The organism is Flavobacterium sp. CLA17, from assembly GCF_013112255.2.
Taxonomy (GTDB): domain Bacteria; phylum Bacteroidota; class Bacteroidia; order Flavobacteriales; family Flavobacteriaceae; genus Flavobacterium; species Flavobacterium circumlabens.
This window is the reverse complement of sequence record NZ_CP068294.1, coordinates 1,561,526-1,586,440: the sequence shown is the minus strand read 5'-3', so window position 1 is coordinate 1,586,440 and position 24,915 is coordinate 1,561,526. Positions and strand designations below refer to the sequence as shown.

18 protein-coding genes, 1 other RNA gene and 1 pseudogene are annotated in these 24,915 nt (G+C 32.4%); 17 read left to right on the top strand and 3 right to left on the bottom strand.

Going from position 1 to position 24,915, the window contains the following annotated elements; genetic code table 11:
- The gene (locus HAV12_RS07005; RefSeq protein WP_171569023.1) at window positions 1-933 is read right to left on the bottom strand and encodes a CPBP family intramembrane glutamic endopeptidase; all 933 of its coding nucleotides are present in this window, start codon (window positions 931-933) and stop codon (window positions 1-3) included.
- Between the two features lie 102 nt (window positions 934-1,035).
- Here HAV12_RS07005 and HAV12_RS07000 point away from each other — a divergent pair, with 102 nt between their 5' ends.
- The 3 genes from HAV12_RS07000 to fumC all read left to right on the top strand — a co-directional run bounded on the left by HAV12_RS07000 (window position 1,036) and on the right by fumC (window position 5,914).
- Window positions 1,036-1,380 carry an arsenate reductase family protein gene (locus tag HAV12_RS07000; RefSeq protein WP_171569022.1) on the top strand — a complete coding sequence of 115 codons (345 nt, stop codon included), beginning with the start codon at window positions 1,036-1,038 and terminating at the stop codon, window positions 1,378-1,380.
- A gap of 94 nt (window positions 1,381-1,474) precedes the next feature.
- The gene (locus HAV12_RS06995; protein WP_171569021.1) at window positions 1,475-3,925 is read left to right on the top strand and encodes an outer membrane beta-barrel family protein; all 2,451 of its coding nucleotides are present in this window, start codon (window positions 1,475-1,477) and stop codon (window positions 3,923-3,925) included.
- Between the two features lie 603 nt (window positions 3,926-4,528).
- Window positions 4,529-5,914: a class II fumarate hydratase gene (fumC, locus tag HAV12_RS06990; protein WP_171569020.1), complete on the top strand. Its 1,386-nt coding sequence runs from the start codon at window positions 4,529-4,531 to the stop codon at window positions 5,912-5,914.
- 99 nt (window positions 5,915-6,013) lie between these two features.
- Here fumC and HAV12_RS06985 read toward each other — a convergent pair whose 3' ends face one another.
- A complete protein-coding gene (locus HAV12_RS06985) occupies window positions 6,014-7,216 on the bottom strand; it encodes an NAD(P)-dependent oxidoreductase (protein WP_171569019.1) in 1,203 nt (400 codons plus the stop codon).
- Between the two features lie 240 nt (window positions 7,217-7,456).
- Here HAV12_RS06985 and HAV12_RS06980 point away from each other — a divergent pair, with 240 nt between their 5' ends.
- A complete protein-coding gene (locus HAV12_RS06980; RefSeq protein WP_171571641.1) occupies window positions 7,457-8,659 on the top strand; it encodes a serine hydrolase in 1,203 nt (400 codons plus the stop codon).
- A gap of 67 nt (window positions 8,660-8,726) precedes the next feature.
- Window positions 8,727-9,122: a transfer-messenger RNA gene (gene ssrA / locus HAV12_RS06975) on the top strand.
- 213 nt (window positions 9,123-9,335) lie between these two features.
- Here ssrA and HAV12_RS06970 read toward each other — a convergent pair.
- Entirely contained in the window at window positions 9,336-9,491 is a 156-nt protein-coding gene (locus tag HAV12_RS06970; protein WP_171569018.1) for a hypothetical protein, read from the bottom strand.
- A 609-nt stretch (window positions 9,492-10,100) separates the two neighbouring features.
- On the opposite strand from HAV12_RS06970, the gene HAV12_RS06965 reads away from it, so the two are divergent.
- The 12 genes and pseudogenes from HAV12_RS06965 (at window position 10,101) to HAV12_RS06910 (ending at window position 24,782) form a co-directional block, all read left to right on the top strand.
- Window positions 10,101-11,414, top strand: coding sequence for an ABC-three component system protein (locus tag HAV12_RS06965; RefSeq protein WP_171569017.1), 1,314 nt, complete (start codon window positions 10,101-10,103; stop codon window positions 11,412-11,414).
- Window positions 11,398-12,093, top strand: coding sequence for an ABC-three component system middle component 1 (locus HAV12_RS06960; protein WP_171569016.1), 696 nt, complete (start codon window positions 11,398-11,400; stop codon window positions 12,091-12,093). The genes HAV12_RS06965 and HAV12_RS06960 overlap by 17 nt, the downstream gene beginning before the upstream one ends.
- A complete protein-coding gene (locus HAV12_RS06955; RefSeq protein ID WP_171569015.1) occupies window positions 12,083-14,422 on the top strand; it encodes an AAA family ATPase in 2,340 nt (779 codons plus the stop codon). The genes HAV12_RS06960 and HAV12_RS06955 overlap by 11 nt, the downstream gene beginning before the upstream one ends.
- Window positions 14,415-16,745 carry a restriction endonuclease gene (locus HAV12_RS06950; protein ID WP_171569014.1) on the top strand — a complete coding sequence of 777 codons (2,331 nt, stop codon included), beginning with the start codon at window positions 14,415-14,417 and terminating at the stop codon, window positions 16,743-16,745. The genes HAV12_RS06955 and HAV12_RS06950 overlap by 8 nt, the downstream gene beginning before the upstream one ends.
- Window positions 16,746-17,404: 659 nt before the next feature.
- Complete coding sequence (locus HAV12_RS06945) at window positions 17,405-18,670, top strand: putative DNA modification/repair radical SAM protein (RefSeq protein ID WP_171569012.1); 1,266 nt, start codon at window positions 17,405-17,407, stop codon at window positions 18,668-18,670.
- On the top strand, window positions 18,667-19,449 hold the full coding sequence (locus HAV12_RS06940) for a TIGR03915 family putative DNA repair protein (protein WP_171569011.1): 783 nt from the start codon (window positions 18,667-18,669) through the stop codon (window positions 19,447-19,449). Before HAV12_RS06945 ends, HAV12_RS06940 begins: the two co-directional genes overlap by 4 nt.
- 115 nt (window positions 19,450-19,564) lie before the next feature.
- Window positions 19,565-19,759: a hypothetical protein gene (locus tag HAV12_RS06935; protein WP_171569010.1), complete on the top strand. Its 195-nt coding sequence runs from the start codon at window positions 19,565-19,567 to the stop codon at window positions 19,757-19,759.
- A gap of 123 nt (window positions 19,760-19,882) precedes the next feature.
- Window positions 19,883-20,347 carry a hypothetical protein gene (locus HAV12_RS06930; RefSeq protein WP_171569009.1) on the top strand — a complete coding sequence of 155 codons (465 nt, stop codon included), beginning with the start codon at window positions 19,883-19,885 and terminating at the stop codon, window positions 20,345-20,347.
- Between the two features lie 149 nt (window positions 20,348-20,496).
- On the top strand, window positions 20,497-22,239 hold the full coding sequence (locus tag HAV12_RS06925) for an ABC transporter ATP-binding protein (protein ID WP_171569008.1): 1,743 nt from the start codon (window positions 20,497-20,499) through the stop codon (window positions 22,237-22,239).
- Between the two features lie 159 nt (window positions 22,240-22,398).
- The gene (locus HAV12_RS06920) at window positions 22,399-22,854 is read left to right on the top strand and encodes a DUF1810 domain-containing protein (RefSeq protein WP_171569007.1); all 456 of its coding nucleotides are present in this window, start codon (window positions 22,399-22,401) and stop codon (window positions 22,852-22,854) included.
- 221 nt (window positions 22,855-23,075) lie between these two features.
- On the top strand, window positions 23,076-23,504 hold the full coding sequence (locus tag HAV12_RS06915; RefSeq protein WP_171569006.1) for a cupin domain-containing protein: 429 nt from the start codon (window positions 23,076-23,078) through the stop codon (window positions 23,502-23,504).
- A gap of 234 nt (window positions 23,505-23,738) precedes the next feature.
- Window positions 23,739-24,782 (top strand): annotated as a pseudogene (locus HAV12_RS06910) (lipid A-modifier LpxR family protein).
- The last annotated feature ends 133 nt before the right edge of the window (window positions 24,783-24,915 follow it).

Here is a 24,915-nt window from a genome sequence, read left to right as displayed (position 1 = left end):
TTAATTTAATGATTCAACACTATTAATTTTACCCGTTAATTTTTCCTTCCAATTGCTCCAGCCGTATTTTTTAGTAAAAATAAAAAGCAGAATCGGATAAATAACCAACACGGGCAAAATCACATCTAAGCCCGCTGAAGGTTCTGACATATCTTTGAAAATAGAATGAGTCTGAAAAACAGACCAGTCTGAAGTGACCAATAAAGCCCCAATCAGATTATTAGCAGCATGAAACCCTAGGGACAACTCAATTCCTTCATCCATAAGTGTTAAAATACCTAAAAAAAAGCCCGTACCAATGTAATATATCATAATCACATAACCCATTTTAGCGACTTCAGGATTAAAAAAGTGCATAGAACCAAAAATTAGCGATGTCATCAATAACGGAAACCATCTGTTTAAAGCCAGATTCGCAAACCCCTGCATCAGATAACCTCTAAAAACATATTCCTCTGTACTGGTCTGTATCGGAATCAATACAACACCAAGAACAAATAAAATCAGAAAGGGAATTAATTTAAAATTCCATACAAAATTTTCAGGAGATTTAAAATAGAGCGTTACAAAACTCAGCAGAGAAAAAACCGACCATAACGTAAAAGAAAACAAAATACGTCCCCAGTCTATTTTTCTGCGGGGGGTTGTTATTGATAGAATAGTCTGATGGTGCAGGTGCTTTACAACAAAATAAATCCCTGCAAATGCAAAAGCAAAAGAAATCATCACCAAAAACAATGTCAAATTAGGTTCAAACATTTTTAAAGCCAAATCACTATCCGTTGGAAAAGCTTTATTGGAATTAAAACTTTTATAAAGAACTGCGATAGAAAAAGGAATCTGACCAATAAAGGACGCAGTAATGATAAAAACGGACCCTAAAAGATATTTCCAGAATTTATTTTCGGGTTTAATTCCTAGTTCTAAAAACATATTTATAAAAATTTAAAAATGAGAATTCAGTTTAATAAGTAAATCTTATTTTTGGTCTTGCTAAAATACCGAATTCTCCCGTAATAAATTAAAAAAAATAAAATGATCGAAGTTTACCATAATCCACGTTGCGGAAAATCAAGAAATTGTCTTGCCTTTTTAGACCAGTCCAATCAGGATTACAAAATCATTCCGTACCTGACAGAAACACCTTCGTTTACTGATTTAAAAACGTTACTTGAAAAACTAAATTTAAAACCTCTTGATTTAGTAAGGATTAAAGAAAAAATCTGGATTGAAAATTACAAGCAAAAGACCCTGACTGATGATGAAATTATTCAGGCAATGGCTGACCATCCTATTTTAATAGAACGCCCAATTGTAATAAAAGACGGAAAAGCCATCATTGGAAGAGATTTAGATTTGGTAGCTTCTTTTTTAGATTGATTATAAAGAACAGCATTAACATTTTTTTGTGACTTTTCGCTTTAAACCAAAAGCTAAATTTGCGGTCTAAGAAGAAAAAGAACCAAAAAAGACAATGAAACAAATCAAATTTGCTGTATTACTTGTATTGCTTTTTACAAGTTTTTACAACTATGCCCAACAACCGCAATCTGGAGGCAATAAAGTAAAAGTTACCGGAAAAGTTTTCGAAAAAGTAAGCAAACAACCTTTGGAATATGCTACTATTTCGATTATGGCTCCAAATGACACTAAAGTTATTGCGGGTGGAATTACAAATCCAAAAGGAGAATTTGAAGTAGCGGTTGCTCCGGGAACATACGATATAAAGATTGAATTTATTTCGTTTAAGGCAACCGAGATCAAACAAAAAAATATTGAGACTGATACTAATTTAGGTGTTGTAAATCTTTCTGAAGACGCTGCGCAACTGAATGAAGTTGTTGTTCGCGCAGAAAAATCTACCGTCGAAATAAAGCTGGATAAAAAAGTTTATAATGTGGGTCAGGACATGATGGTAAAAGGCGGAACTGTAAGTGACGTTTTAGATAATGTGCCGTCTGTTTCTGTGGATACCGAAGGAAATGTAAGCTTAAGAGGAAGTGATAATATCAGGATTTTAATTGACGGAAGACCTTCAAACGCGATCAATGTAGCTGAAGCGTTACGTCAGCTGCCTGCCGATGCTATTGACAAGGTAGAAGTTATCACTAATCCATCAGCGCGTTATGATGCTGAAGGTGGTTCAGGATTAATTAACATTATCCTTAAAAAAGGTAAAAACCAAGGACTTAACGGAACTTTTATTGCTTCAACAGGTCTTCCTGAAAGCTATGGTTTAAGTGCGAATCTGAATTATAAAACAGAAAAATTAAACTACTTTACAACTGCAGGGTACAACTACAGAACCAATGAAGGTACAGGTTTAACCAATTCCGAATATTTAAATGAAGATAGTACCACTAAAAGTTATTTAGATGAAGACCGTGACACCAAAAGAATCAGAAAAGGATTTAATGGAAGAGCCGGAGTTGAATGGACCATTAATCCAACCACTTTTTGGACAAATGCGATCAATTACCAGAATAATTCAGGTGAAGACAAAGATTTGATTAACTATAATAATTTTGATGTTAATCATAATTTTACCGGTAGTTCTTACCGATTAAACAAAGGGATTACGGATAGCGATAATATAGAATACACTTCTAATTTAATAAAAAACTTCAACGATAAAGGACATAAACTTACCGTTGACGCTTCTATTTCAAAGAATAATGATGATAGTAACAGTGATATTTCAGGAACACAGAAATACAACAGTACACTAAACAACCAGGTGCAGAAACAAGTTCAGTTACAAACCGACTATGTTTTGCCAATCAGCGAAGGAAGTCAGTTCGAAGCAGGATACAAAGGAAGTTTCAGTAATTTAAACAATGAGTATTATGTTCTTGATCCTGCAGGGGCGACAATTACTAATTTATCCAACACTTTAGAGTATAAAGAAAACATCAATGCACTTTATACCCAATATGGTTTTAAAGTAAACAAATTCTCCTATTTATTTGGATTGCGTTGGGAAGACACTAATATTCAGGTAAATCTTTTAGATACAAAAGAATTCAATACGAAGAAATACAACAATTTATTTCCAAGTGCTTTTATTAGTTACGAGATTTCAGATCAGAGTAATTTCTCAGCAAGTTACAGCAAACGTCTTTCAAGACCAAGAGGACGTTTTATGAATCCTGCCGTCAACTATTCAAGTAATATCAATATTTTTCAGGGAAATCCGGATTTAGATCCTTCCTTAACAGATAAATTTGACCTTGGTTATATCAAACGCTGGGACAAGGTAACTTTTAATACATCAGCTTATTTCGAAAATACAAAAGATGTATTTAGCTTCGTTCGCTATCCAAACGGAGATATGGTAGGTGGAATTCCGGTAATTGTTAACACACCGATTAATGTAGGGAAAGAACAAAAATTCGGTTTTGAATTTACACTTAATTACACCCCTTATAAATGGTGGAGATTAAACAGTAATTTCAATCTTTATAATGTCAAAACAACCGGAGAAAATACTTATACTGATATACAAACAGGTAACCTTGTAACTCAGAATTTAGACAATCAGGCCAATTCGTGGTTTGCAAGAATCAGTTCAAAAGTGACTTTACCATACAAAATCGACTGGCAGCTGACTTCTATGTATAACGGTTCTCAGAAAACAGCACAGGGTAAAAATTTAGGGCAATTCGGAATGAATACTTCTTTTAGTAAAGATGTGCTGAAAGAGAAAGCTACTATTGCTTTTAATGTAAGCGATATTTTCAACTCCAGAAAAATGAGATCCTATACGTATCTGGACGAAGTAAATTCATACAGTGAATTTCAGTTCCGTAAACGTCAATTCAACTTATCCTTCACTTATCGTTTTAACAAAGCTAAAAATGAAAGAGAGAAAAATCCTGCTCAGAGAGAAGGAGGAAATGAAGGCGGTGGAGAATTTCCGGGATAACTTAAGTTAAATTTCATTTTTTTTAAATTCCAAATTCCAATTTACTAAAACTTATTTATGAAGTCTTAGTAAATTGGAATTTGGATTTTGGATTTTGGATTTTGGATTTTGGATTTTGGATTTTGGATTTTGGATTTTGGATTTTCCGCAATAAAAAAAAGGACTCGTAAAAACGGGTCCTTTTTTTATGAAATCAATTTAAAATTAAATTGATTGTTCTTGCTTTTTCTTTGCTCTCATTTCTTTGAACATTTCCCAGCTTGCTCCCGTAACCCAATAAGATACGAAACCAACTAAGAAGAACATTAACCAAAAACCTATAGTTAGTATGGTTAAGAAAAGTAAAAAACCTAAGTACTGTGAAAATTCAAACATGTTTTCCGGAATTTTTGAATGTAAGCACAAATGTAGGTTTTATATCTTTCCTTGCCAATAAAAACCAAATCAATTTTCATAAAATAACAATAATCCGTATATTTAAACTCATTTTAAATAAGGGCTTTTTAAAAAAGTTTACAGTCGCAGTTTACAGTCACAGTCGCAGTTCACATTTTACAAATAATATTTTACAGCTTACAATTCACAATTACACAAAACAAACAAATGAAATACAGAATAGAAAAAGACACCATGGGAGAAGTTCAGGTCCCGGCCGATAAATATTGGGGTGCGCAGACAGAACGTTCGAGAAACAATTTCAAAATCGGACCATCGGCTTCTATGCCAAAAGAAATTATAGAAGGCTTTGCTTATTTAAAAAAAGCTGCTGCATATGCGAATTATGATTTAGGCGTTTTACCACTTGAAAAAAGAGATGCTATTGCAGCGGTGTGTAACGAAATCCTGGCAGGAAAATTAGACGATCAGTTTCCATTGGTGATTTGGCAGACAGGTTCGGGTACGCAAAGCAATATGAACGTAAATGAAGTAATTGCCAACCGAGCACAAGTTCTTAAAGGTTTTCAGATTGGTGAAGGCGAGCAATTTATAAAAGCAAATGACGATGTCAATAAATCGCAATCCTCGAATGATACTTTCCCAACCGGGATGCATATCGCTGCTTATAAGATGATTGTAGAAACTACCATTCCCGGTGTCGAAAAATTAAGAGATACACTGCATGCAAAAGCAGTAGCCTATAAAGATGTTGTAAAAATTGGACGCACCCACCTTATGGATGCTACGCCGCTTACTTTAGGTCAGGAAATTTCAGGTTATGCTGCCCAATTAACATTCGGATTGAAAGCATTAAAAAATACTTTAGCACATTTATCCGAAATTGCACTGGGCGGAACCGCAGTAGGAACAGGACTTAACACTCCGGAAGGTTATGACGTAAAAGTGGCCGAATACATTGCCAAATTTACCAATCATCCTTTTATAACGGCTGAAAACAAATTTGAAGCTTTGGCAGCCCATGATGCTATTGTTGAAACACACGGAGCATTAAAACAACTCGCTGTTTCTTTAAATAAAATTGCGAATGACATCAGAATGCTGGCTTCGGGCCCCCGCTCGGGAATTGGAGAAATTCATATTCCTGAAAACGAGCCCGGATCATCCATAATGCCGGGAAAAGTAAATCCGACACAATGTGAAGCTTTGACAATGGTTTGCGCACAAGTTATCGGAAACGATATGGCTATTGCTATCGGTGGCATGCAGGGACATTATGAATTGAATGTTTTCAAACCGCTCATGGCGGCCAATTTTCTTCAATCAGCTCATTTATTGGGTGATGCCTGTATTTCATTTGACGAACACTGCGCACAGGGAATTGAGCCCAACCACAAACGTATCAAAGAATTAGTAGACAATTCCCTAATGCTGGTTACCGCTCTGAACACCAAAATCGGATATTATAAAGCAGCCGAGATCGCACAGACCGCACACAAAAACGAAACAACCCTAAAAGAAGAAGCCGTTCGCCTGGGCTATGTTACATCTGAAGATTTTGATGCCTGGGTAAAACCAAATGAGATGGTGTAAAAAGTATTCAGTCTCAGTCTCCGTTTTCAGTTATTGGAATGGCAAACTTTTACTACCCTCCCAGACTGTAAACTGAGACTGCAAACTGAGACTAAAAACTTATTTCCCGTCTACGTAGTCCTGTAAATAACTAAATCTTGGAGTCAGTTTTCCATTCTCTGTTATTTTGGCTCTTTGCAGAATTCCATCTTTATCTCCATTAAAGAAAGCAGGGATTACATGTTCCATAAATTGTTCCCCGAAACCTTCACTGGCATCTTTTGGAATTTCACACGGAAGATTATCAACTGCCATTACGACAACTGCACCCGGGTGAAAAACATCTACTTCTTTATCTTCGGCAGGCCAGTATCCGTAGATTGGTTCTGCAATTGTGGAAGAACGTAAGGTACAGGCAATTGGCCCTTTGACATCACATGAAATATCCGCTACCACTTTTATCTTACAATCACTTGCATTCAACATTTCTCTTGTCAAAATTACCGGTGCTTCACTTGCATAAAAATGACCAGTGAAATAAACGTCGGTTACTTTTGTGAATTTTTCAAAATCAGAAACATAAGCTTCCGGATGCGTTACAAAATCATTAAAATCAAGAACCTGTCCGTCAATTCGTTTGTTGTATTCTAAAACATCCAACTGAACGTATACCGGTTGGGTATAGTTTTTAGTTAAATAATTTTCAACCGCAATTTCTTTTATTTTTATAGCATCCAGAATTTCTTTGGCTCCGCTACCAACTTTACCGGTTCCGGTAATGACAAATTTTAAAGGAGGTAACGTAATGCGTTTCAAATGCATGATCAGGGCTTCTTTTCCGGCAAGAGTTTCAGCTTTTGGCAATTTAAACAATTCGAATTTTAATCCAAAAGCACGAATTCCGTTGTAAACACCAACCATTCCGGCATATTTTCCAAAACCAATCAGCCTTCGGTTATTACTGTCCACAATAGTTTCGTGATCGTATAAATCGATATTTTTTTCCAAAATAGCTAATAATAGCTTTCTGTTATAAGGTTGTTTCTTTATAGTATGAGAAAAAAAGAAATACGATTTATTTGGAATTAAATTTTCTACCGGAACTTCTTTTACTCCGAATAAAACATCACAATCAGAAACATCATCTGTAATAGTTATCCCTAAACTTTGGTATTGAACATCAGAAAATATTCTAATATCTGAGCTTTCAACTTCAACTGTAGCCTCATGATAAAGCTGTTTCAGTTTTGCAAGTTCACTTGGTGCAAACACAACACGTCTGTCTGGTGGGTTTTTTCTTTCTTTTATAATACCAAATTTCATTTATATCGGATTAGAGTAAATATTAATATAACTTTTCAGGCTTAATTTGTTTCAAATATAACAAAATAAGTTAAATTTTTGTTGTAATTCTTTAATTTCAAACAGATTTATAATGCTAAAAGCTGATGCACAATCGACTACAAAAAAAAGAAGTTAAAAAAAAGTTAAAAACTATATTCTGCAGATTAATAAAGGGCAAATCAAAAGTATTGAATTCTATATATTTGTTTTTAAAGAATGATGAAAATGAGCTTCCTTAAAAAAACAAATATACCACAAATACTTTTTCTAATCTTAGTTTTAGGATCCTGCGGAAAAGATAAAAAAAACACAGAAAAAGAGATTACAGCGGTCGAGGATACTTTGCCTAAGATGAAACCTTTAGGACCGGAAAAAAAAATAAGTCAGGCTTATATCAATTCGGTTGCAGGAAGAATAAATCACTTTTACACTAAAAACTGGAAGAACAATAGTATGAACGGCGGTTTTTTGGTAGCAAAAAATGGTCAGATTATTTTTGAACGATATAATGGTTACGCAGACCGAAATGAAGGTACAACGATCAATGCAGATACACCTATTCATATTGCATCTGTAAGTAAAGTTTTGACAGCGACTGCAGTTTTAAAACTGGTGAATGCCGGAAAACTGGATTTAGACCAAAAAGTAAACACCATCTTAAAAACCTTTCCTTATCCGGAATGTACGGTTCGAATGTTATTGAGCCACCGCAGCGGAATGAGAAATTACGCTTATTTCACCGACAGGGATAAATCGGTTTGGGACAGACACAATCAACTGACCAATAAAGATATTTTGGAGCTTTTGGCTACTAAAAATATTGGATTGGAAGCAACAACAGGAACCCGCTTTGCGTATTGCAATACCAATTATGCCATGCTGGCGCTTATTATTGAAAAAATAACAGGTCTGTCGTATAAAGAGGCAATGACCGAAATGATTTTTAAACCTCTGGGAATGAAGCATACTTTTGTTTTTGACTGGAAAAAAGACAGAAGAACAATCGTTCCGTCTTATAAAGGAAACAACGTCGAAATTGGACTGGATTATATGGATGCTGTTTATGGTGATAAAAATATTTTCTCCACTCCACGCGATTTATTAAAATTTGACCGTGCCAGAAATTCACCTGATTTTTTAAAGCCTGACTTATTAAAACAAGTTTATACCGGTTACAGCAACGAACGCAAAGGCACCAAAAATTATGGTCTGGGAATCAGAATGATCAATTGGGAGACCGGACAGAATTTTTACTTCCATAACGGCTGGTGGCATGGTTATACGTCATCTTATATTCCGTTGCAGAAAGAAAACATCACTATTATAGCTTTATCGAATAAATTTACGCGAAACACTTATGCAGTCCGTAAACTGGCTCCTGTTTTCGGAGATTACCCGTTTAATTTTAAGGACGAAGAATAAAGATATTTTTCTGAAAAATTTATTACGAAACTAACTTCAAATAGTATAAATTTGCAAACTCATTTTTGGGGTCGACTGGTTTTGACAGCAAGTCGAATTGAAAAGTAAGCACGTCGAGCATTGAGACCTTGCTCGTAAATATAAGATCTTACAATTTCACACGGCGAAAATAACTACGCTTTAGCTGCATAATCTGAATTACAGTAAGATTAGCCACGTCCCTATCAGATAGGGAAGCTGGATTCTCCTTGAAAGCCTTGGTTTGTGGCGGTCAGTATAGGGGAACCGTAAAAATAGACCTAGATTTCCATGAGCTTCGGGTGGATTTCGAAATTAAGAAGATAAGTGTTGAGTGGTTGTTCCTGACCTAGCTTAACATCGAAAATCCAATCAGGAAATAAACGTGTAGAAAGCTCTTTAGTTGCTTGTTTGGACCCGGGTTCGATTCCCGGCGACTCCACAAAAAGGAAGGTATCGAACACCTTCCTTTTTTATTTAATAATACATTGATAATTAATCACTTACATCTTTTTAACTCAAAATTTTTATGCGTTTTTATTTGAAAAAGCATAAAAATTTCATTAAAAAAGTTGGTAGTCAGTGAGAATCTAACACTTTAAATCATTTAAAATCAATACATTACAAATAAACAAGCTAAGTGTTCAACAGATTTTTCTCAATCCCTTTCACTATCCTTGTTTTTTCTATAGAATTCTTTTAGCGTTTGTGCAACAATAATTCGAACAATCAAAGCAACCAGAGCATCTTCCCTTTCAGCTTCAGTCATTTTTTTTCCTTTCTTTTTTGAAGATTTTCCAGATTTTGATCTCATAACAGTCGTATTGAATCAAATTGAAATTATTTAATTAAAGTTTAAAATTCGATTTAAACTAATCGTTAAATAAAAATGATTTTTAAATCAGCTTTTACCTTACTGAATAACAGATTCATACTTATAAATTAGGTATTTATACGTACTGTTTTATATTACTAAATTGATACTTTTGGAGATACTCCATTTGAGACTTATGGTTTTCCGTAAAAAAGCTATGAATTAAATAGTAACATTTGCTTTATTGATCAAATACAGTTAAAATATAAAAATTCAATATGGCATAGAAGCAAATTTACATCAGCTATGCTGCAGAATAATTTTCAATACGGACGACCATTTAAGAAATCATGGTTTCGTACTAACAGAAGAAGGTTAGATACTATCCAGCATATGACCTTAATCCACTATTGACAAAAATAGTTTAGCTTTAATCATTGATACGGATAAAAATATCCTTTATTTTGAATTATCAAAAAGCGTTAAAAGCTAATATAAATTGAGATTCTTCAATAGGGAAACGTTTGAATTTAAAAAAATAAAAAATCTTAATGAAAGATTTAAAACGATATAATTAATACAACAAGTATTATTATAAAAAAATATGCCATGACGCCAACAATAGATCCAAATGATATCCATTCAGCAGCCGATACCTGGAATGGATTTATATATCAAGGTAAAGTTGCTTTATATCATGTATTAAAATTAATAAACGAAAAAGATAGTGTTGATGGATTGCATTTACAACTTGATTCATTAGAAGATTTTGCGATAATACGATATGAAAATAACGAACCCAAACCAGTAACGCTGCACCAAGTAAAGGCTGTCAAAAGCCATTATTATTCAAGATATAAAGAAGCTTTTGAAAAATTAGAACAAAGGAAAGTTAATTTTCCTTGTGATGAAGAAGCATTCTTTCATTTAGCAACGAATAATGAAAAAAGTAAAGCAGATATTGAAGGACTACACACGAACCTTAAAATATATGATTATGATGGTAATCCATACTGTAAAATTGAGGATTTACAAGATAAAATAAAAGCTCAAGCAAATAATTGCTTAACTAAATTTGAATTAACTCTTTTATCTAATGATAATTATCTAGAAATTTTGTGTAATGAACTAGAATCTTTAATTACCGATAACATTGTCTTAATTCATGCACAAAATCATTCTCCAAATGGGGATTCTATTAATAAATCTGCATATTATAGTACAATTTCATTAAATAGATTTAAAGATATTATTATCACAGATTTAGCTAGCCTCCAACAGGATAAAAGCTATTTTATTAAGAAACTTAAGATTGACTTAAACAGATATTTCCAGGAATTTTGTCTTGAGTTCGAAGATGAAATTAATAAAGAAGCACAAAAAAAACTACATCTATATTTGGTTTATTTCAATAGTTTAGCTAATCCTCAATTTGAAGAATTTCTACAAAAAATAATGCCTCATAGACATGTTAAATTTTCAACACTTCAAGAATACAAAGATAATTCTCTACTAATAAATGAAGTAAAGACAGTTTTTTTAAATATTCTTAATGGGATTAGAAATCCAGATGAGATTGACAAAATAGGTTGGACTGATAATCAAAATAAAAAATATTTTCCTTCAAGTATTATAGTTTCAAATTCACCTGCAAGTAAACAAAATATATCAATTGACATATTAAACACAGCATTAGATACTCTGATTGAGGTACCTTTTAATTCAGACTACATAATTACAGAAGGATGTAATGTAACGTCAGTTATAGAAGAAGCAAATAAATCAACTAGAATAAATCAATCGGATATTGACGTCTTAAATAATTCAACATCTTCTGAATATGATAAAATTACTAAATGGAAAAAGATTTCGTTGATTGATTTACAACAAGCAAAGCAAAAACTAAATGAAAACAATAATTAATAACTTATTCCATCAAATTGGTCTAATAAGTAAAGAGTTAAATTTTGGTGAATTACATTTTTTTGAAAATGAAAATAAATATTCATATTGGTTAGTAATTGAAACCGAAAATTTAACAGAGGTAATTGAAAAACAATCTGACTACTTTAATATTGCAAAAGAAGTAGCTAATAATGAATGGTTTGATAAAAACGTAAGTATGATAATTATTCATAAAGTTGAAAACTTTAACAATATCCAAAATTTGGTTTTAGACGTAGAAGAGAATCCATACCTTTTTAAAAAACAAATTATTTTATATAAAGATACTGAAGTAGAAAAGTTTAATCAAGCATTAGAGTCACAACAACAAACGATTAAAGATTTTATTGAAAATAAAATCTTAGAGGAAGAAACATTTAAAAAACATAAAGAGAATATCAATAATAATGATTATGAATCACTTCTTTATCGTCTAGTCCATAAAATTCCATTAATAAAACTCAGCATTATCCAAGAGAATGGACTAAATGCTTTAACTGATAATAATAGACAGAAAATTGAAATTGGTTCATTTGGAGAATTAAACAATTTAATTGATCAAAACTTTTTCAATAGAAGTGTTGAAAATATTGATGAAATGAACTCAGACATTATATACGCCTTTTTAATACCAACATTGAATTCAGATGAAAATTAAAAGAATAGAAATACATAATTTTAAAGTTTTTCAAAATATAAGTATCGATTTTGAAACTTCAGATTTAATTGTTTTTGATGGTCCTAATGGATTTGGAAAAACATCGATTTATGATGCAATAGAATTACTATTTACGGGTAAAATAAGACGATTTGATGATTTAAGAGGCAGATTAATTGATGGTAGAGAAAGTTTTTCCGAACATCCTTTTCTATGTGATTATGCAAATGGTGATATATCAATAACGATTGAATTTCTAAAAGGTGATACTTCACATATCTTAGAGAGAATTGCGAAAAGAGGCGAGTTAATAAATTCAGTAGATTTTAGTTTCTACAAACTATACTTTAAAGATGAATTTGCTTCTGAAGAAAAAAGTTTAATTCAAAATGAAGAGGAATATTTAACCCAAATTCTAGGTTCAAATTACAGACAGAATTTTCAGTTTTTAAATTATATTGAACAAGAGGACAGTTTGTTTTTATTAAAGAGCCAAGACAAAAATAGAAAGCAACATATATCTCACTTATTTAATGTTTATGAATTTGAAAATAAAATCAGCAAAATTGATAAGTTAAAAAATAAAATTAGTGAATTATGTAACGCTGATAAAAAAAGAGAAATTGATAATTTGCATGAATCAATAAAGAAAATCGTAGAATTTTTAGCAACAGGATTTAATAATACAGAGTACATAAAATTATTCTCTGAGAAAGAAATTTCATGGGATTTAGAAGAGTTCAACTATCAAAGTAATAGTTACGAAAATCTTTTTAATGAAGACGGTATAATTTCAAGGTTAAAAAAACTTATTGAAAATAAAGTATTATTTAAAAGTTATATCCGAAATGAAAAGATTAATAACTTAATTCCTGATACTGAAAAAATAGAAAACTTTCTATTATATTATAAATTTCTTCCTTTAAGAGAAACTTTAATAAATCAAAAAAATGAATATTTAAATATAAATAAAATTGTTGAAGATCTAACAGAATTTTCTATTGATAATATTAAGGATGATTCTTTTGAATTTGAACTACATGATTTAGACTTAATTGATAAAGATTTAATTGATAAAGATTTAATTTCGCCTTTAAATGAAGGATATGAATCACTAAGTGTCAAATTAAAAGAGTTAGATGAATTAGAAAGTATTTATTCTAAGATAAAAGAATCTAGAGAAAAATTAGTTGATAATATCAAAAAACTAAAAGAAGCGGAAGATATAGAAATAACCGGAATTTGCTTTTTGTGTGGCTATGATTGGGATGATATTGATAACTTATTAGAAAACATCGAAATCCAATCAGTTAATCTGGAAGAAATGACTTCGTTGAAGAGTAGAGTATTCAATGAAGAATTAATTAAGTTTAAGGAAGATACTATACTTCCTATCATTGAAATTTTAAATCAGAAAATTATTGAAATTAAAGTTGATGTCATCTTTATAAATAAATTTTTGTCGATTGATGAAGTTTTTTTTAACACCGTAAAAAAGGAATTTGAAAATATTGATTTTGATTTTAAAGAATATTTAAACGAGACATTAAGTAGTGAAAGTGTAATTGATACAGAAAATATTGCTTCAATATTAAATTCGCTTAAAATAGAAATTGAATTAGATGGCATTGAATCGTATTATAAAGCGTTTTTTGCTCAGTATTTTGATAATAAGTTTGATTTATTGAACTCCATAGAGTTAGAAAAATTAAACCAAAAAGAGAATTACTTAAAGTATAAATATTCATTATTACAAAACGAAACTCTCGATAGAAACAAATTAGAATTACTTAACAAAGAAGGTAAGTTCAATAATGCAAAAACATTAGAAGACAATCTGAAAAACTTAAACAACATTTATAAAAAATCTTTAAAAGGATATCAGAAAAAAGTGATAAAAGACATTGAAATTATATTTCATATATACTCAGGAAGAATTATGCAGGATTTCCAAGGAGGTTTAGGATTATTCATTTATTCAGATAAAGATGGTATAAGATTTCAAACTAATCCATCCAAAACTTTTGATGCTGTTTTCTCCATGAGCTCCGGTCAGTTATCAGCATTGATTATTTCTTTTACTTTAGCATTACATAAAAAATATTCTCAAAACAAGATTATTTTAATTGATGACCCAGTTCAAACTATGGATGAAATCAATATAGCTGGATTCATAGAATTACTAAGAAATGAATTTTATTCAAATCAATTAATAATTTCAACTCATGAAGATATGGCTTCAGCTTACATGAGATATAAATTCAAAAATTATGGTTTGTCACAAAAAAGGATTAATTTAAAATCTTATTCCGTAAATCATAATGGCTAATTACGACTTTTCAACTTTAAATGATAGAGACTTAGAGGAATTGACAAGAGATTTGCTTTCAAAAGAGCTAAATGTTAATTTTCAGTCATTCAAACCAGGACCTGACAAAGGTATTGATTTGAGATATTCAACAGTAAATGATGAAAACGAAATAATTGTTCAAGTTAAACACTACTTAGGTTCTGGTATCTCTAAATTAAAATTAGATTTAAAAAATAATGAAATTCAAAAGGTAGTTTTATTAAAACCTAAAAGATACTTATTCTGTACTTCATTACCCTTATCCCCACAAGATAAAGAAGAAATTAAAAATATATTCAATCCTTACATTCAATCTACATCAGATGTTATAGGCAAAGAAGACTTAAATAAATGGCTAGATGATTATCCTGAAATTCAAGAGAGGCATTTTAAGCTTTGGCTATCATCTCTTGACATAATTAAGAAAATAGTCAAAAATGGTGTTAAAGGCAGATCCGAATTTTATAAAGAAAAAATATTAAAAGAAATTAAAGTATATGTCCCAAATAAAACGCATAATGAAGCTGTTAATGCGCTAAACAATAATCATTTTATATTAATCACTGGAGCTCCAGGTATTGGCAAGTCAACATTAGCTAATATGCTAACTTATCAATTTTTAGCTGAAGATTTTGAATTGGTATATGTCAGAGAAATAACGGAAGCAGAAGAAGTTTTTTCTCCTGAAAAAAAGCAAATATTTTATTTTGATGACTTTTTAGGTGCAATTACTTTGGATTTGTATAGTTCAAGAAATGCCGACTCTGCTATTGTAAATTTTATTGAAAGAGTTAGGGATGATAAACATAAACGATTAATATTGACTTGTAGAACAACAATTTTAAATCAGGCAAAAAATATTTCTGATAAAATTCAAAATTCCAACATTGATATTTCAAATTATGAAGTCAAGATTGAAAACTATACAGATTGGGATAAAGCACGAATTTTGTATAATCACATATACCTTTCAGATATAGAGGTTAACCAAAAGTTTATTTTTTTTCAGAATGATTTCCATTGGAAAGTTATTAAACATCGATACTATAATCCTAGGGTAATTCAAGACATTACAAAAAAGAATAATATAATTGATTCAGATTATTCAGAAAAATTTGTTTTAGATATATTAAATGATCCAAAAAAAATATGGGAGAAACCTTTTAATGTCCAGATTTCGCATATTTCTAGATTATTGTTATTAACGATGTACTCATTGGGTGGTGGAATTTATTATGTCACAGATGAAAGACTAAAAGAAGCTTTTAATAGTAGAATAAACCTCGAAGTTGTTTATAACAATTATCAGAGAAAAGGAAATGAATATAATTTTGCCTTAAAAGAATTAGTAGGTGCTTTTATAATTAGAACTATTGATAAAAATAATATAAGATATAGCTTTTTTAATCCATCAATAGATGACTTTATTTTTGCATATTTTCAAAATTCTAATGAAGAATATTTACAACTACTTAAATCATCAGTATTTTTCGAACAATTCAAATACAGAATAGCAACTACGATAGTTAAAGGTGAAAAAAGAATAGACTTTTCTAATAAAAATAGCAGAAAAAAATTATATGAGATTTTTGAAGAAAAGAAAAAACTCCTAAAGGGGTTTCATAGTGATTCTAATCTAGATATCATATCTACTCTTATTCGATTATTTAACAAAAATGAAATTGAAGTAGAATTATTAGAAAGAATAAATGATTTAGATATAAGCTATTTAAGTTGGGATGATCGTGATAATTTAACTGAAATTTTAAAATATATAGCTCAAAATAATTTAGTTCAACAAATAAAGAATTTATCCGAATTAATAAAAATTCTTTCAAAAGATGTTATTTCTCATTATCAAATAAAAAGCTTCGCAAGTTTAATTAAAGAGAATTCTAATTATACTGATTTTATCAATGATTCAAAAATATCTGATTGTGATTATTATAATGAAATCCAGAAAAACATTAATGATTCTTGGGAGAAACTTTCAAATGATTATATGACAGATGCTTATGGGATAGATAAAACTTTAGAGGAAGACGAATTAGATGACATAATAAATAAAAGAAAGGAAGAAGCTATCCAAATTAACAAAGATATTGGATTAGAAGGTTCTGAAGCCATTATTGAATATGAATTTGATATCTCATCTCAAATTGAATTTAATAAAGAAAAAAGCAAAGAGAATGATATAAAAATTCAAGGATATAAAGAAAATACTAGAGATGAAGTTTTAGACATAAACAGACTATTTAATTCAAATAGTAAAGGTGGAAATTTATTTATGGTTCCTTTTTAATCTCCATCTCTTAATCTAAAACAATATATGTGCTTGATTTTTACTTTAATGATACTGTAAATTGGATAAAGTCTGATAAAAGAATATCTAATTACACTAGTATATAGAAACAATAGGGAAAACACAATAAGATATAAAAAAGCAGACGAAACTACTGATTAAAAAAATGATTTAAGAATTAAAAATAAAATAACAAAACCTTATAAATAAAGAAGTTACCAGCTATTCTTTCAAACTCTCCAAAAACATCAAAATAGGAATCAAGTGTTCGATTAAAGTCCCAGCGACTCCACTTAATAAAATCGCAATTATCAAAACATCTGATAATTGCGATTTTATATTTTAATCCTTCACCAATCTTCACCCTGTTATTTTTATAACCTCTTTTTTCCTCAGGCATTTCTTCAGTCAGAAAAGACGTTTACGATTTTGTTACGATTTATAACACCGTGTTCATTCTGTTTTGTTACAATTTGAACTAATTTTGATAAACGTAAAATATAAAAACCACGATTTATAGCTACGATTGAAAGCGTCTGCCTGTTTCAAAGTGAACAGGGGATTTCCAAAAACAAAAGAGTAATCCTAAAAAGATCATTTTATTGGATGAAGATTCATCGCTTTCTTTTATAAAGGTTATAATTATAAAAGAAATCAAAATGGTACACGAAAGAGTAATGGAAAAGCTGGCTATTTTGTCTGATGCGGCAAAATATGATGTTTCTTGTTCGTCGGGTCAGAGTAATCGAAAAAATAAAGACAAAGGACTTGGGAATTCCAGCGGTTCCGGAATTTGCCATTCCTATACCGAAGACGGGCGCTGTGTGGCTTTACTGAAAATTTTACTGACCAATCATTGTATTTTTGACTGTGCGTATTGTGTCAGCAGAAAAAGCAATGATGTAAAACGGGCTGCTTTTACGGTACAGGAAGTCGTGGATCTTACCATTGGTTTTTACAGGAGAAATTATATTGAAGGTTTATTTCTCAGCTCCGGTATTTTTGACAATCCAGATTTTACTATGGAGCGTTTGGTCAGAATTGCTAAGAAATTGAGATTAGAACATAATTTTAATGGCTACATACATCTAAAAGCGATTCCAGGAGCCAGTGACGAATTGCTGAAAGAAGCCGGAATGTACGCCGACCGCTTAAGTGTAAATGTAGAAATGCCCACAGAACAAAGCCTTAAATTACTGGCACCGGAAAAAAATCACAGAGATGTGATTAAACCCATGCACTATCTTAAAAATGAAATTGCCGGCCATAAAGAAGAGCGAAAATCAAACTATAAAGCTCCTGTATTTGCTCCCGCCGGCCAAAGTACTCAAATGGTAATTGGGGCAACAAAAGAAAGCGACCTTGAAATTTTAGGAATGGCAGACTATTTTTATCAGCAAATGAACATGCGGCGGGTATACTATTCCGGATATGTCCCTATAAGTTATGACAACCGCCTTCCTTCTATTGGAACTCCGGTTCCTATTATACGTGAAAACCGTTTGTATCAGGCCGATTGGCTGATCCGATATTATGGTTTTAATGTAAATGAAATCCTCGGATTTGACCAGCCTAATCTGGACCTTGACATCGATCCCAAACTTGGATGGGCGCTGCGCAACCTGAATCAGTTTCCTGTTGACATTAATGTCGCGGATCTCGAACTCATCAAACGCATTCCCGGAATAGGCTTTTTAAGTGCCCGGAAAATTGTAGCAGCCAGAAAATTTAAAAAACTCACTGCTCCGGACTTACAGAAAATGGGAATTGCCTATAGCCGGGCCCGTTATTTTCTGGCTTTTGCATCACCCTTTCTGCTGCAGAAAGATTTTACCGCTATGCAGATCAAGGATCATATTTTAGATTCCCAAAAAAGTAAATACAAAAACGATTTTTCCAATCAACTTTCCCTATTCGGCGCATGACACAGGTAATTTATGACGGTACTTTTGAAGGATGGCTCACTGCTGTCTTTGAAATTTATGAGTTCAAACTAAAGGATATTGTTTTTACAAAACAAGAACCGACAACAGCTTTCCTTTTTGCTGCCACTTATTTTGTGGTAACAGATCCGGAAAAAGCAAAACGTGTTGCTGACGGATTAAAAAACCGGCTTTCAAAAGAAGGATTTAAAAGAATCTACGGCACTTTTTTATCAGAAACAGCGCATTCAGAGGATCTTATGTTCCGGTTTGCCAGCTATGTATTTTCCACTACAAAAAACATAGAAGAAGATTTATCGAATAATGAGGTTTGGAATATCAGAAAAGCGGCCCGAATAACAAGAAGAGAAAGCCACCGAATGAAAGCTTTTGTTCGTTTTAAACTAACCAAAGACCAGTTGTATTACGCCATTATTGAACCCGAATGTGATGTACTTCCCGTTATCGAGAATCATTTTGTGAGTCGTTATGCAGATCAGCGCTGGCTTATTTACGATGCAAAACGAAAATATGGAATTTATTACGATCTCGAAAAGGTCTCGACAGTGGAATTACAATTTAGCAACGATCTGAATTCTACTAAATTCCTGGCTGAAATTTGTGATCAGGAAGAAGCGTTTTTTCAAAATTTGTGGGTGCAGTATTTTACTCATGTCAATATTGAATCCAGAAAAAACACACGCCTTCATCTTCAGCACATGCCAAAACGATATTGGAAAAACCTGACAGAAAAAGTGGCAAGTCTCAAAAAACAAGAATAATCAGCACATGAAAATTAGAAAAACCTAAAACCGATAGTTATTCGTACATATTTAAGATTTACTCTAAAAACATATCAACAATTAATTAGAAAGTATTAATAAAAAATTAACTTTGATGAAAAAGATGAAAAATACAATGATTAAAATTTTAGTGCTCTCGGCAATTTTTTCTTTTGCCAGCTGTAGTGTAACTTCTGGCAGCCATTCGCACAGTTCTAACGGAAAAGTAAAACGCGTACCACCCGGACAGGCCAAAAAAATGAACGGCGATAAGAGTGCAAAAAAATACGCTCCCGGGCAAAACAAATAGTACTGTAAGCTAATTAATTCAGCTCAGTCATTTCATATAAAATGATTTTTTGATTACTTAGTTTTTAACTTCGGCTCAGTTTTTGTTTTTAACCTAATTATTAATCTAATAAAAATTACGATCATGAAATCTTTAAAACATTTATTGACGATACTTTCTTTTTTTGCTCTGAGTCTTTCATATGCTCAGGTCTCTGTTAATGTAAACATTGGAACACCTCCTTCATGGGGTCCTTCAGGATACAATGATGTACGTTACTACTATCTTCCTGACCTAGAAACCTACTATGATGTAAATACTTCAAATTACATTTATGTAAGTAATGGAAAATGGATTCAATCAAGATACTTACCAAGAGCATATCGTAATTATGACCTTTACAACGAATATAAAGTAGTCCTTACCGATTACAGAGGAAACAGACCTTATGATAATTATAAAGTTCATAAAGTAAAATACGGTAAAGGTTACAAAGGAAGCCCACAAAAAACAATTGGGCAAAAACCCGGTAAAGGAAACAATAAACATCACCATGATAAAGGTCATGGAAATGATAAGGGAAATGGACATGGCAAAGGAAAACACTAAGACAAACAATAATTCCGACTATAATCCGGTATAATTCACAAAAAACCTGTAAAACAAATATGTTTACAGGTTTTTTTTATTTTACGATAAGAATGGTAACTTAGTAAAAATCAATTATTGTCTGTATAATTTATTCGAAAAATAGCTTAATGAAAATACTCTGGAAATATTTACAGCCCCATCGTAATCTTGTTTTTCTTTCTTTACTGCTTGCAGGAATAGCGCAACTCCTTACTTTGGTTGATCCTATAATATTTGGAAAAATTATAGATCAATATGCTACAAATAAAAACAACCTTCCTGAAAACGAACTAATTTCAGGAATACTATACTGGCTGGGAATAGCACTGGGAATATCTGTATTTGCAAGACTCAGCAAAGCAGCGCAGGACTATATTACAAGAAAAGCCGTTGCCGGATTTGGAATGTCTATTTTTAATGATGGACTGAAACAAACCTTAAGGCTTTCCTATCAGGAATTTGAAGAAAGCAGGAGCGGTACTACCCTATCGGTACTCCAAAAAGTAAAAACAGATTCCGAACGATTTATCAACTCCTTTATCAATGTAATGTATTCTTCGCTTATTGGCGTTGGTTTTCTTATTTGGTACAGCATCAATAAAAACTGGCTGCTGGTTCCTGTATTTTTTATTGGAGTTGTTTTACTGGGATCGCTAACCGGACTGGTTTCGAAAAGAATAAAAGGGATACAGAAATCCATCAACAGACAAACGGATAAACAGGCCGGAGTCATTACCGAAAGTCTGCGAAATATAGAACTCGTAAAAAGCCTTGGCCTTACTTTTGCCGAAATTAAAAGAATGAATCAGCAGACTTTACGGATCTACAATCTGGAAATGCAAAAGGCAAAAAAAGTGAGCGTTCTTTCTTTTCTTCAGGGCAATATGCTTAATCTGCTCAAACAATCGATCTTGTTTATTTTATTATGGCTTATTTTCAGGAAAGTATTGACGACAGGCGAACTGATTGCGATGCAATTTATATCGACTGCTATTTTTACTCCTTTACAGGATTTGGGAAATATGATCATCTTATACAGAGAAGCAGATGCTTCTTTAAAAACTTTTGACCGATTAATGAACAGACCCATTGAAACGCGCCCTGAAAATTCTGTTGAAGTTGATCAATTGGAATCTCTTGAATTTAAAAACGTAATCTTTAAACACAAAACTGCCGGCTACAATGCTATTGATGATATTTCCTTTAAAATCAGTCTGGGAAATACAATTGCCTTTGTAGGCCCATCCGGTTCGGGAAAATCTACTTTGGTAAAATTGCTGGTCGGACTTTATATTCCTGTAGAAGGAGCTATTTATTTTAATGATATTAATTCCGATCAGATCCGTTACAACCCTTTGCGAAGACAAATTGGTTTTGTTACGCAGGATACGCAGCTGTACGCCGGATCTATTAAAGACAATCTGCTGTTTGTAAATCCCGCTGCAACAGATGAGGAAATCGATGAAGCATTGCGAAAAGCATCTGCAACTGCACTGATTGCAAAAGCCTCACATGGTTTACACACAATATTAGGAGAAAGCGGAATGAAACTTTCGGGTGGTGAAAAACAACGTCTTTCGATTGCCAGAGCATTGTTGCGGAAACCACAGCTGCTCATATTTGATGAAGCAACATCTGCACTGGATTCTCTTACCGAAGAACAGATTACTGCTACTATCAGGGAAATTTCACTAAGCAGAAAACGTATGACCATATTAATTGCACACAGACTGTCTACCATCATGCATGCAGACACTATTTATGTGCTGGAAAAAGGAAAAATTTCCGAAACTGGAACCCATGAAGAACTTCTGGAGAAAAAAGGCCTTTATTACTCGATGTGGCGCCAACAAGTTGGTGAGAGAAGATAACAATACGTTGATATGCTGGAAGATACTAACAGATCTAAATTATATAACAAAGCGCTATAATTGTATAAATTAAAAATTAGGTTCGTCTGTATTTTTGAGCTGTCTTTTAAGAGATAAAAACAGTATCACCCACAACCTTTATCATAAATACATTCGACCATGGCTTACGCAAATAATGATTTAACCCGCTTTTTAGATGCTCAGAACAAAATGTATCTTACTGCCTTTTCGGAAATTAAAAAAGGAAAAAAAGAATCACACTGGATGTGGTTCATCTTTCCTCAGATAAAAGGATTGGGTAAAAGCAGCATAGCCGATTATTATGCCATTGGAGATCTAAAAGAAGCCAAAGCCTATCTTCAGCATCCTATTTTAGAAAAGCACCTTGTAGAAATCTCACAACTATTATTACAATACAAAAGGAAATCTGCCGAAGCTATTCTGGGAGAATTAGATGCCCGAAAATTGCGTTCATCCCTGACACTATTTTCTCAGGTTGAAAATGCAAATCCTATCTTTAAAGAGCTTCTGGACACTTTTTTTGCTGGCCATTTAGATCCGTTGACATTGTCTATTGCTCATGCCACGATGCCGGTTCTTGAAAAAGTAGCGTAGTTTAAAAGTGAAATAAAAAATTGAGGGACAAACCCAACAACTTTATAAAATAGAATACCATATCTGGACTTATATGATAAAATAGCTGTTATTCCTTTCGGTACGTTAGCTGTATTTTTTACCAAAAAACTGAAGTTTATTGCAATTCAAATGTTAACTTTATAGCTGTTCCTATTAGTACTGCCTTTAATAGTAGTTTGTGAAATTAAAATTCAGAAAAAATGACAACAGAAAATAATGATGCCCTTTTTCCAAAAGGCAACAAACTACCCAATGACTGGTTTAGCGGAGAAGCTTTTTTAAACCCATTAATCGCTAGGGACAAAAACAACGAATTTTCGGCAGGCAGCGTTAGCTTTGATGCCACAGCAAGAACCAACTGGCATACACATCCCAAAGGTCAGGTATTAATTGTAACTGAAGGTCAAGGTTATTATCAGGAAAAAAATAACGCTGCCCAAATCATTAAAAAAGGCGATGTCATCAATATTTCCGAAAATGTAGAGCATTGGCATGGAGCTTCAGAAAACACCAATATGACACATATAGCAATTACAAATTACAAAGACGATTTGCAGGTCACCTGGCTTCAGCCTGTAACAGATGAAGAATACCAAACTGCCATACAATCAGCCGACAATAATAAGTAGTCCTTAAATCTTTATTTTAATTGAAATCGGTACCCTTTCGAAATTAAAATAAGTATAGGGATTCATTTTAAACATACGCTTCAAAAAAACCTGTAAATGTATTGTTTACAGGTTTTTAACTTTTAAATTTAGGCTAATTTTAAAAATTGTACTTATTTTCTTTCTATTTTAGCATAAAGAAATAAATACCAAATCGAAACGGATCCACTATTGACCATATTAAAGCCTGATACTATGAAAAACACTTTCTTACTTCGTCCTTTACTATTGATCATAATGCTGCTTTTTCTGTCTGATTTAAAGGCACAGGGAAAAGGTTTTCAGGTACTCTTTACCACCGAAAATGATTTTTTAGCCATTAATAATAAAGATGAAAATTATACCGGAAGTGCTAAAATAGAAGTGCAGTTTCCTGAACTCGTTAAATGGCTTCCCTTTTTTAAATACAAAAAACCGGAAGAATCCCTGACTATTCAGCGGATTGGGATTGGAGGAACGGCGTACACACCCCAAAATTTAGCTGCTTCAGAACCCATTACGAATGACAGGCCTTACGCCTCCCTCATGTTTCTTAATTTCGGAAATACGTCCTTTAATCTTGTAACGGGAGCTGTACTGCAAAGTGAAATTGTAATTGGCGCCGTAGGTACTTCACTGCCCGGGAATGCGCAGTCTTACATTCATAAACATCATTGGTTTGGCTCCACACGGGATGTCCCAATGGGCTGGGACAATCAAATTGGATACAAAGGATCTTTTATTTTTAATTATAATGCCCGAATAGAGTATCCTGTTTTTTCGGGATTTAATGCTGATGCAAAATGCAGCTGGCTGCAACTGCGTTTGCGTGCCGGAGCAGAATTGGGAAACTACACTGCCAATTTAAAAGGCGGAGTAAAAATAAATCTCCTCAATTTAAATAGCGGCATCATGCAGGACTATTCTCCGAGTGTTCCCGGTACTTTTCTAAAAAAAGCAAATATCATTTTTCCTGTGATCTGAATGAATGTTTTTATAACACCCGAAATACGGGCCGTTGCCTATAACACCACTTTAGAAGGATTACTGTTCAGCGATCACAGCGTTTATAAAATTCCCCACAGTGATATCTCACGCGTTGTATTTGACGTTAGTGCCGGAATAAATGTACTGATCAAAGATCGGTTTTATTTAAAATATGCCCTGTACGGAAGAAGCAGGGAATACAGCAATGGGAAAAATTTTCATTACTGGGGAGGCATTTCACTCGGATATTCTCCGGCCCGATGGAATCGATAGAAAAAACTTAAAAACATAACCTACTCATAAACAGCTGTCTGACTTTAATTTTAACACACTTCTTGCTCTAAACATGGGAATTATGTAATTCGTAAAACAATAAAATTATCTTAAAGAGGGTTATATTTATATT

Coding starts and splice junctions, on each gene's coding strand:
- HAV12_RS07005 (WP_171569023.1), bottom strand. CDS start 933: ATGTTTTTAGAACTAGGAATTAAACCCGAAAATAAATTCTGGAAATAT.
- HAV12_RS06970 (WP_171569018.1), bottom strand. CDS start 9,491: ATGAGATCAAAATCTGGAAAATCTTCAAAAAAGAAAGGAAAAAAAATG.
- HAV12_RS06945 (WP_171569012.1), top strand. CDS start 17,405: ATGGTACACGAAAGAGTAATGGAAAAGCTGGCTATTTTGTCTGATGCG.
- HAV12_RS06915 (WP_171569006.1), top strand. CDS start 23,076: ATGACAACAGAAAATAATGATGCCCTTTTTCCAAAAGGCAACAAACTA.
- HAV12_RS06950 (WP_171569014.1), top strand. CDS start 14,415: ATGGCTAATTACGACTTTTCAACTTTAAATGATAGAGACTTAGAGGAA.
- HAV12_RS06980 (WP_171571641.1), top strand. CDS start 7,457: ATGAAAATGAGCTTCCTTAAAAAAACAAATATACCACAAATACTTTTT.
- HAV12_RS06960 (WP_171569016.1), top strand. CDS start 11,398: ATGAAAACAATAATTAATAACTTATTCCATCAAATTGGTCTAATAAGT.
- HAV12_RS06920 (WP_171569007.1), top strand. CDS start 22,399: ATGGCTTACGCAAATAATGATTTAACCCGCTTTTTAGATGCTCAGAAC.
- HAV12_RS06995 (WP_171569021.1), top strand. CDS start 1,475: ATGAAACAAATCAAATTTGCTGTATTACTTGTATTGCTTTTTACAAGT.
- HAV12_RS06930 (WP_171569009.1), top strand. CDS start 19,883: ATGAAATCTTTAAAACATTTATTGACGATACTTTCTTTTTTTGCTCTG.
- HAV12_RS06940 (WP_171569011.1), top strand. CDS start 18,667: ATGACACAGGTAATTTATGACGGTACTTTTGAAGGATGGCTCACTGCT.
- HAV12_RS06925 (WP_171569008.1), top strand. CDS start 20,497: ATGAAAATACTCTGGAAATATTTACAGCCCCATCGTAATCTTGTTTTT.
- HAV12_RS06985 (WP_171569019.1), bottom strand. CDS start 7,216: ATGAAATTTGGTATTATAAAAGAAAGAAAAAACCCACCAGACAGACGT.
- HAV12_RS07000 (WP_171569022.1), top strand. CDS start 1,036: ATGATCGAAGTTTACCATAATCCACGTTGCGGAAAATCAAGAAATTGT.
- HAV12_RS06965 (WP_171569017.1), top strand. CDS start 10,101: ATGACGCCAACAATAGATCCAAATGATATCCATTCAGCAGCCGATACC.
- HAV12_RS06955 (WP_171569015.1), top strand. CDS start 12,083: ATGAAAATTAAAAGAATAGAAATACATAATTTTAAAGTTTTTCAAAAT.
- HAV12_RS06935 (WP_171569010.1), top strand. CDS start 19,565: ATGAAAAAGATGAAAAATACAATGATTAAAATTTTAGTGCTCTCGGCA.
- fumC (WP_171569020.1), top strand. CDS start 4,529: ATGAAATACAGAATAGAAAAAGACACCATGGGAGAAGTTCAGGTCCCG.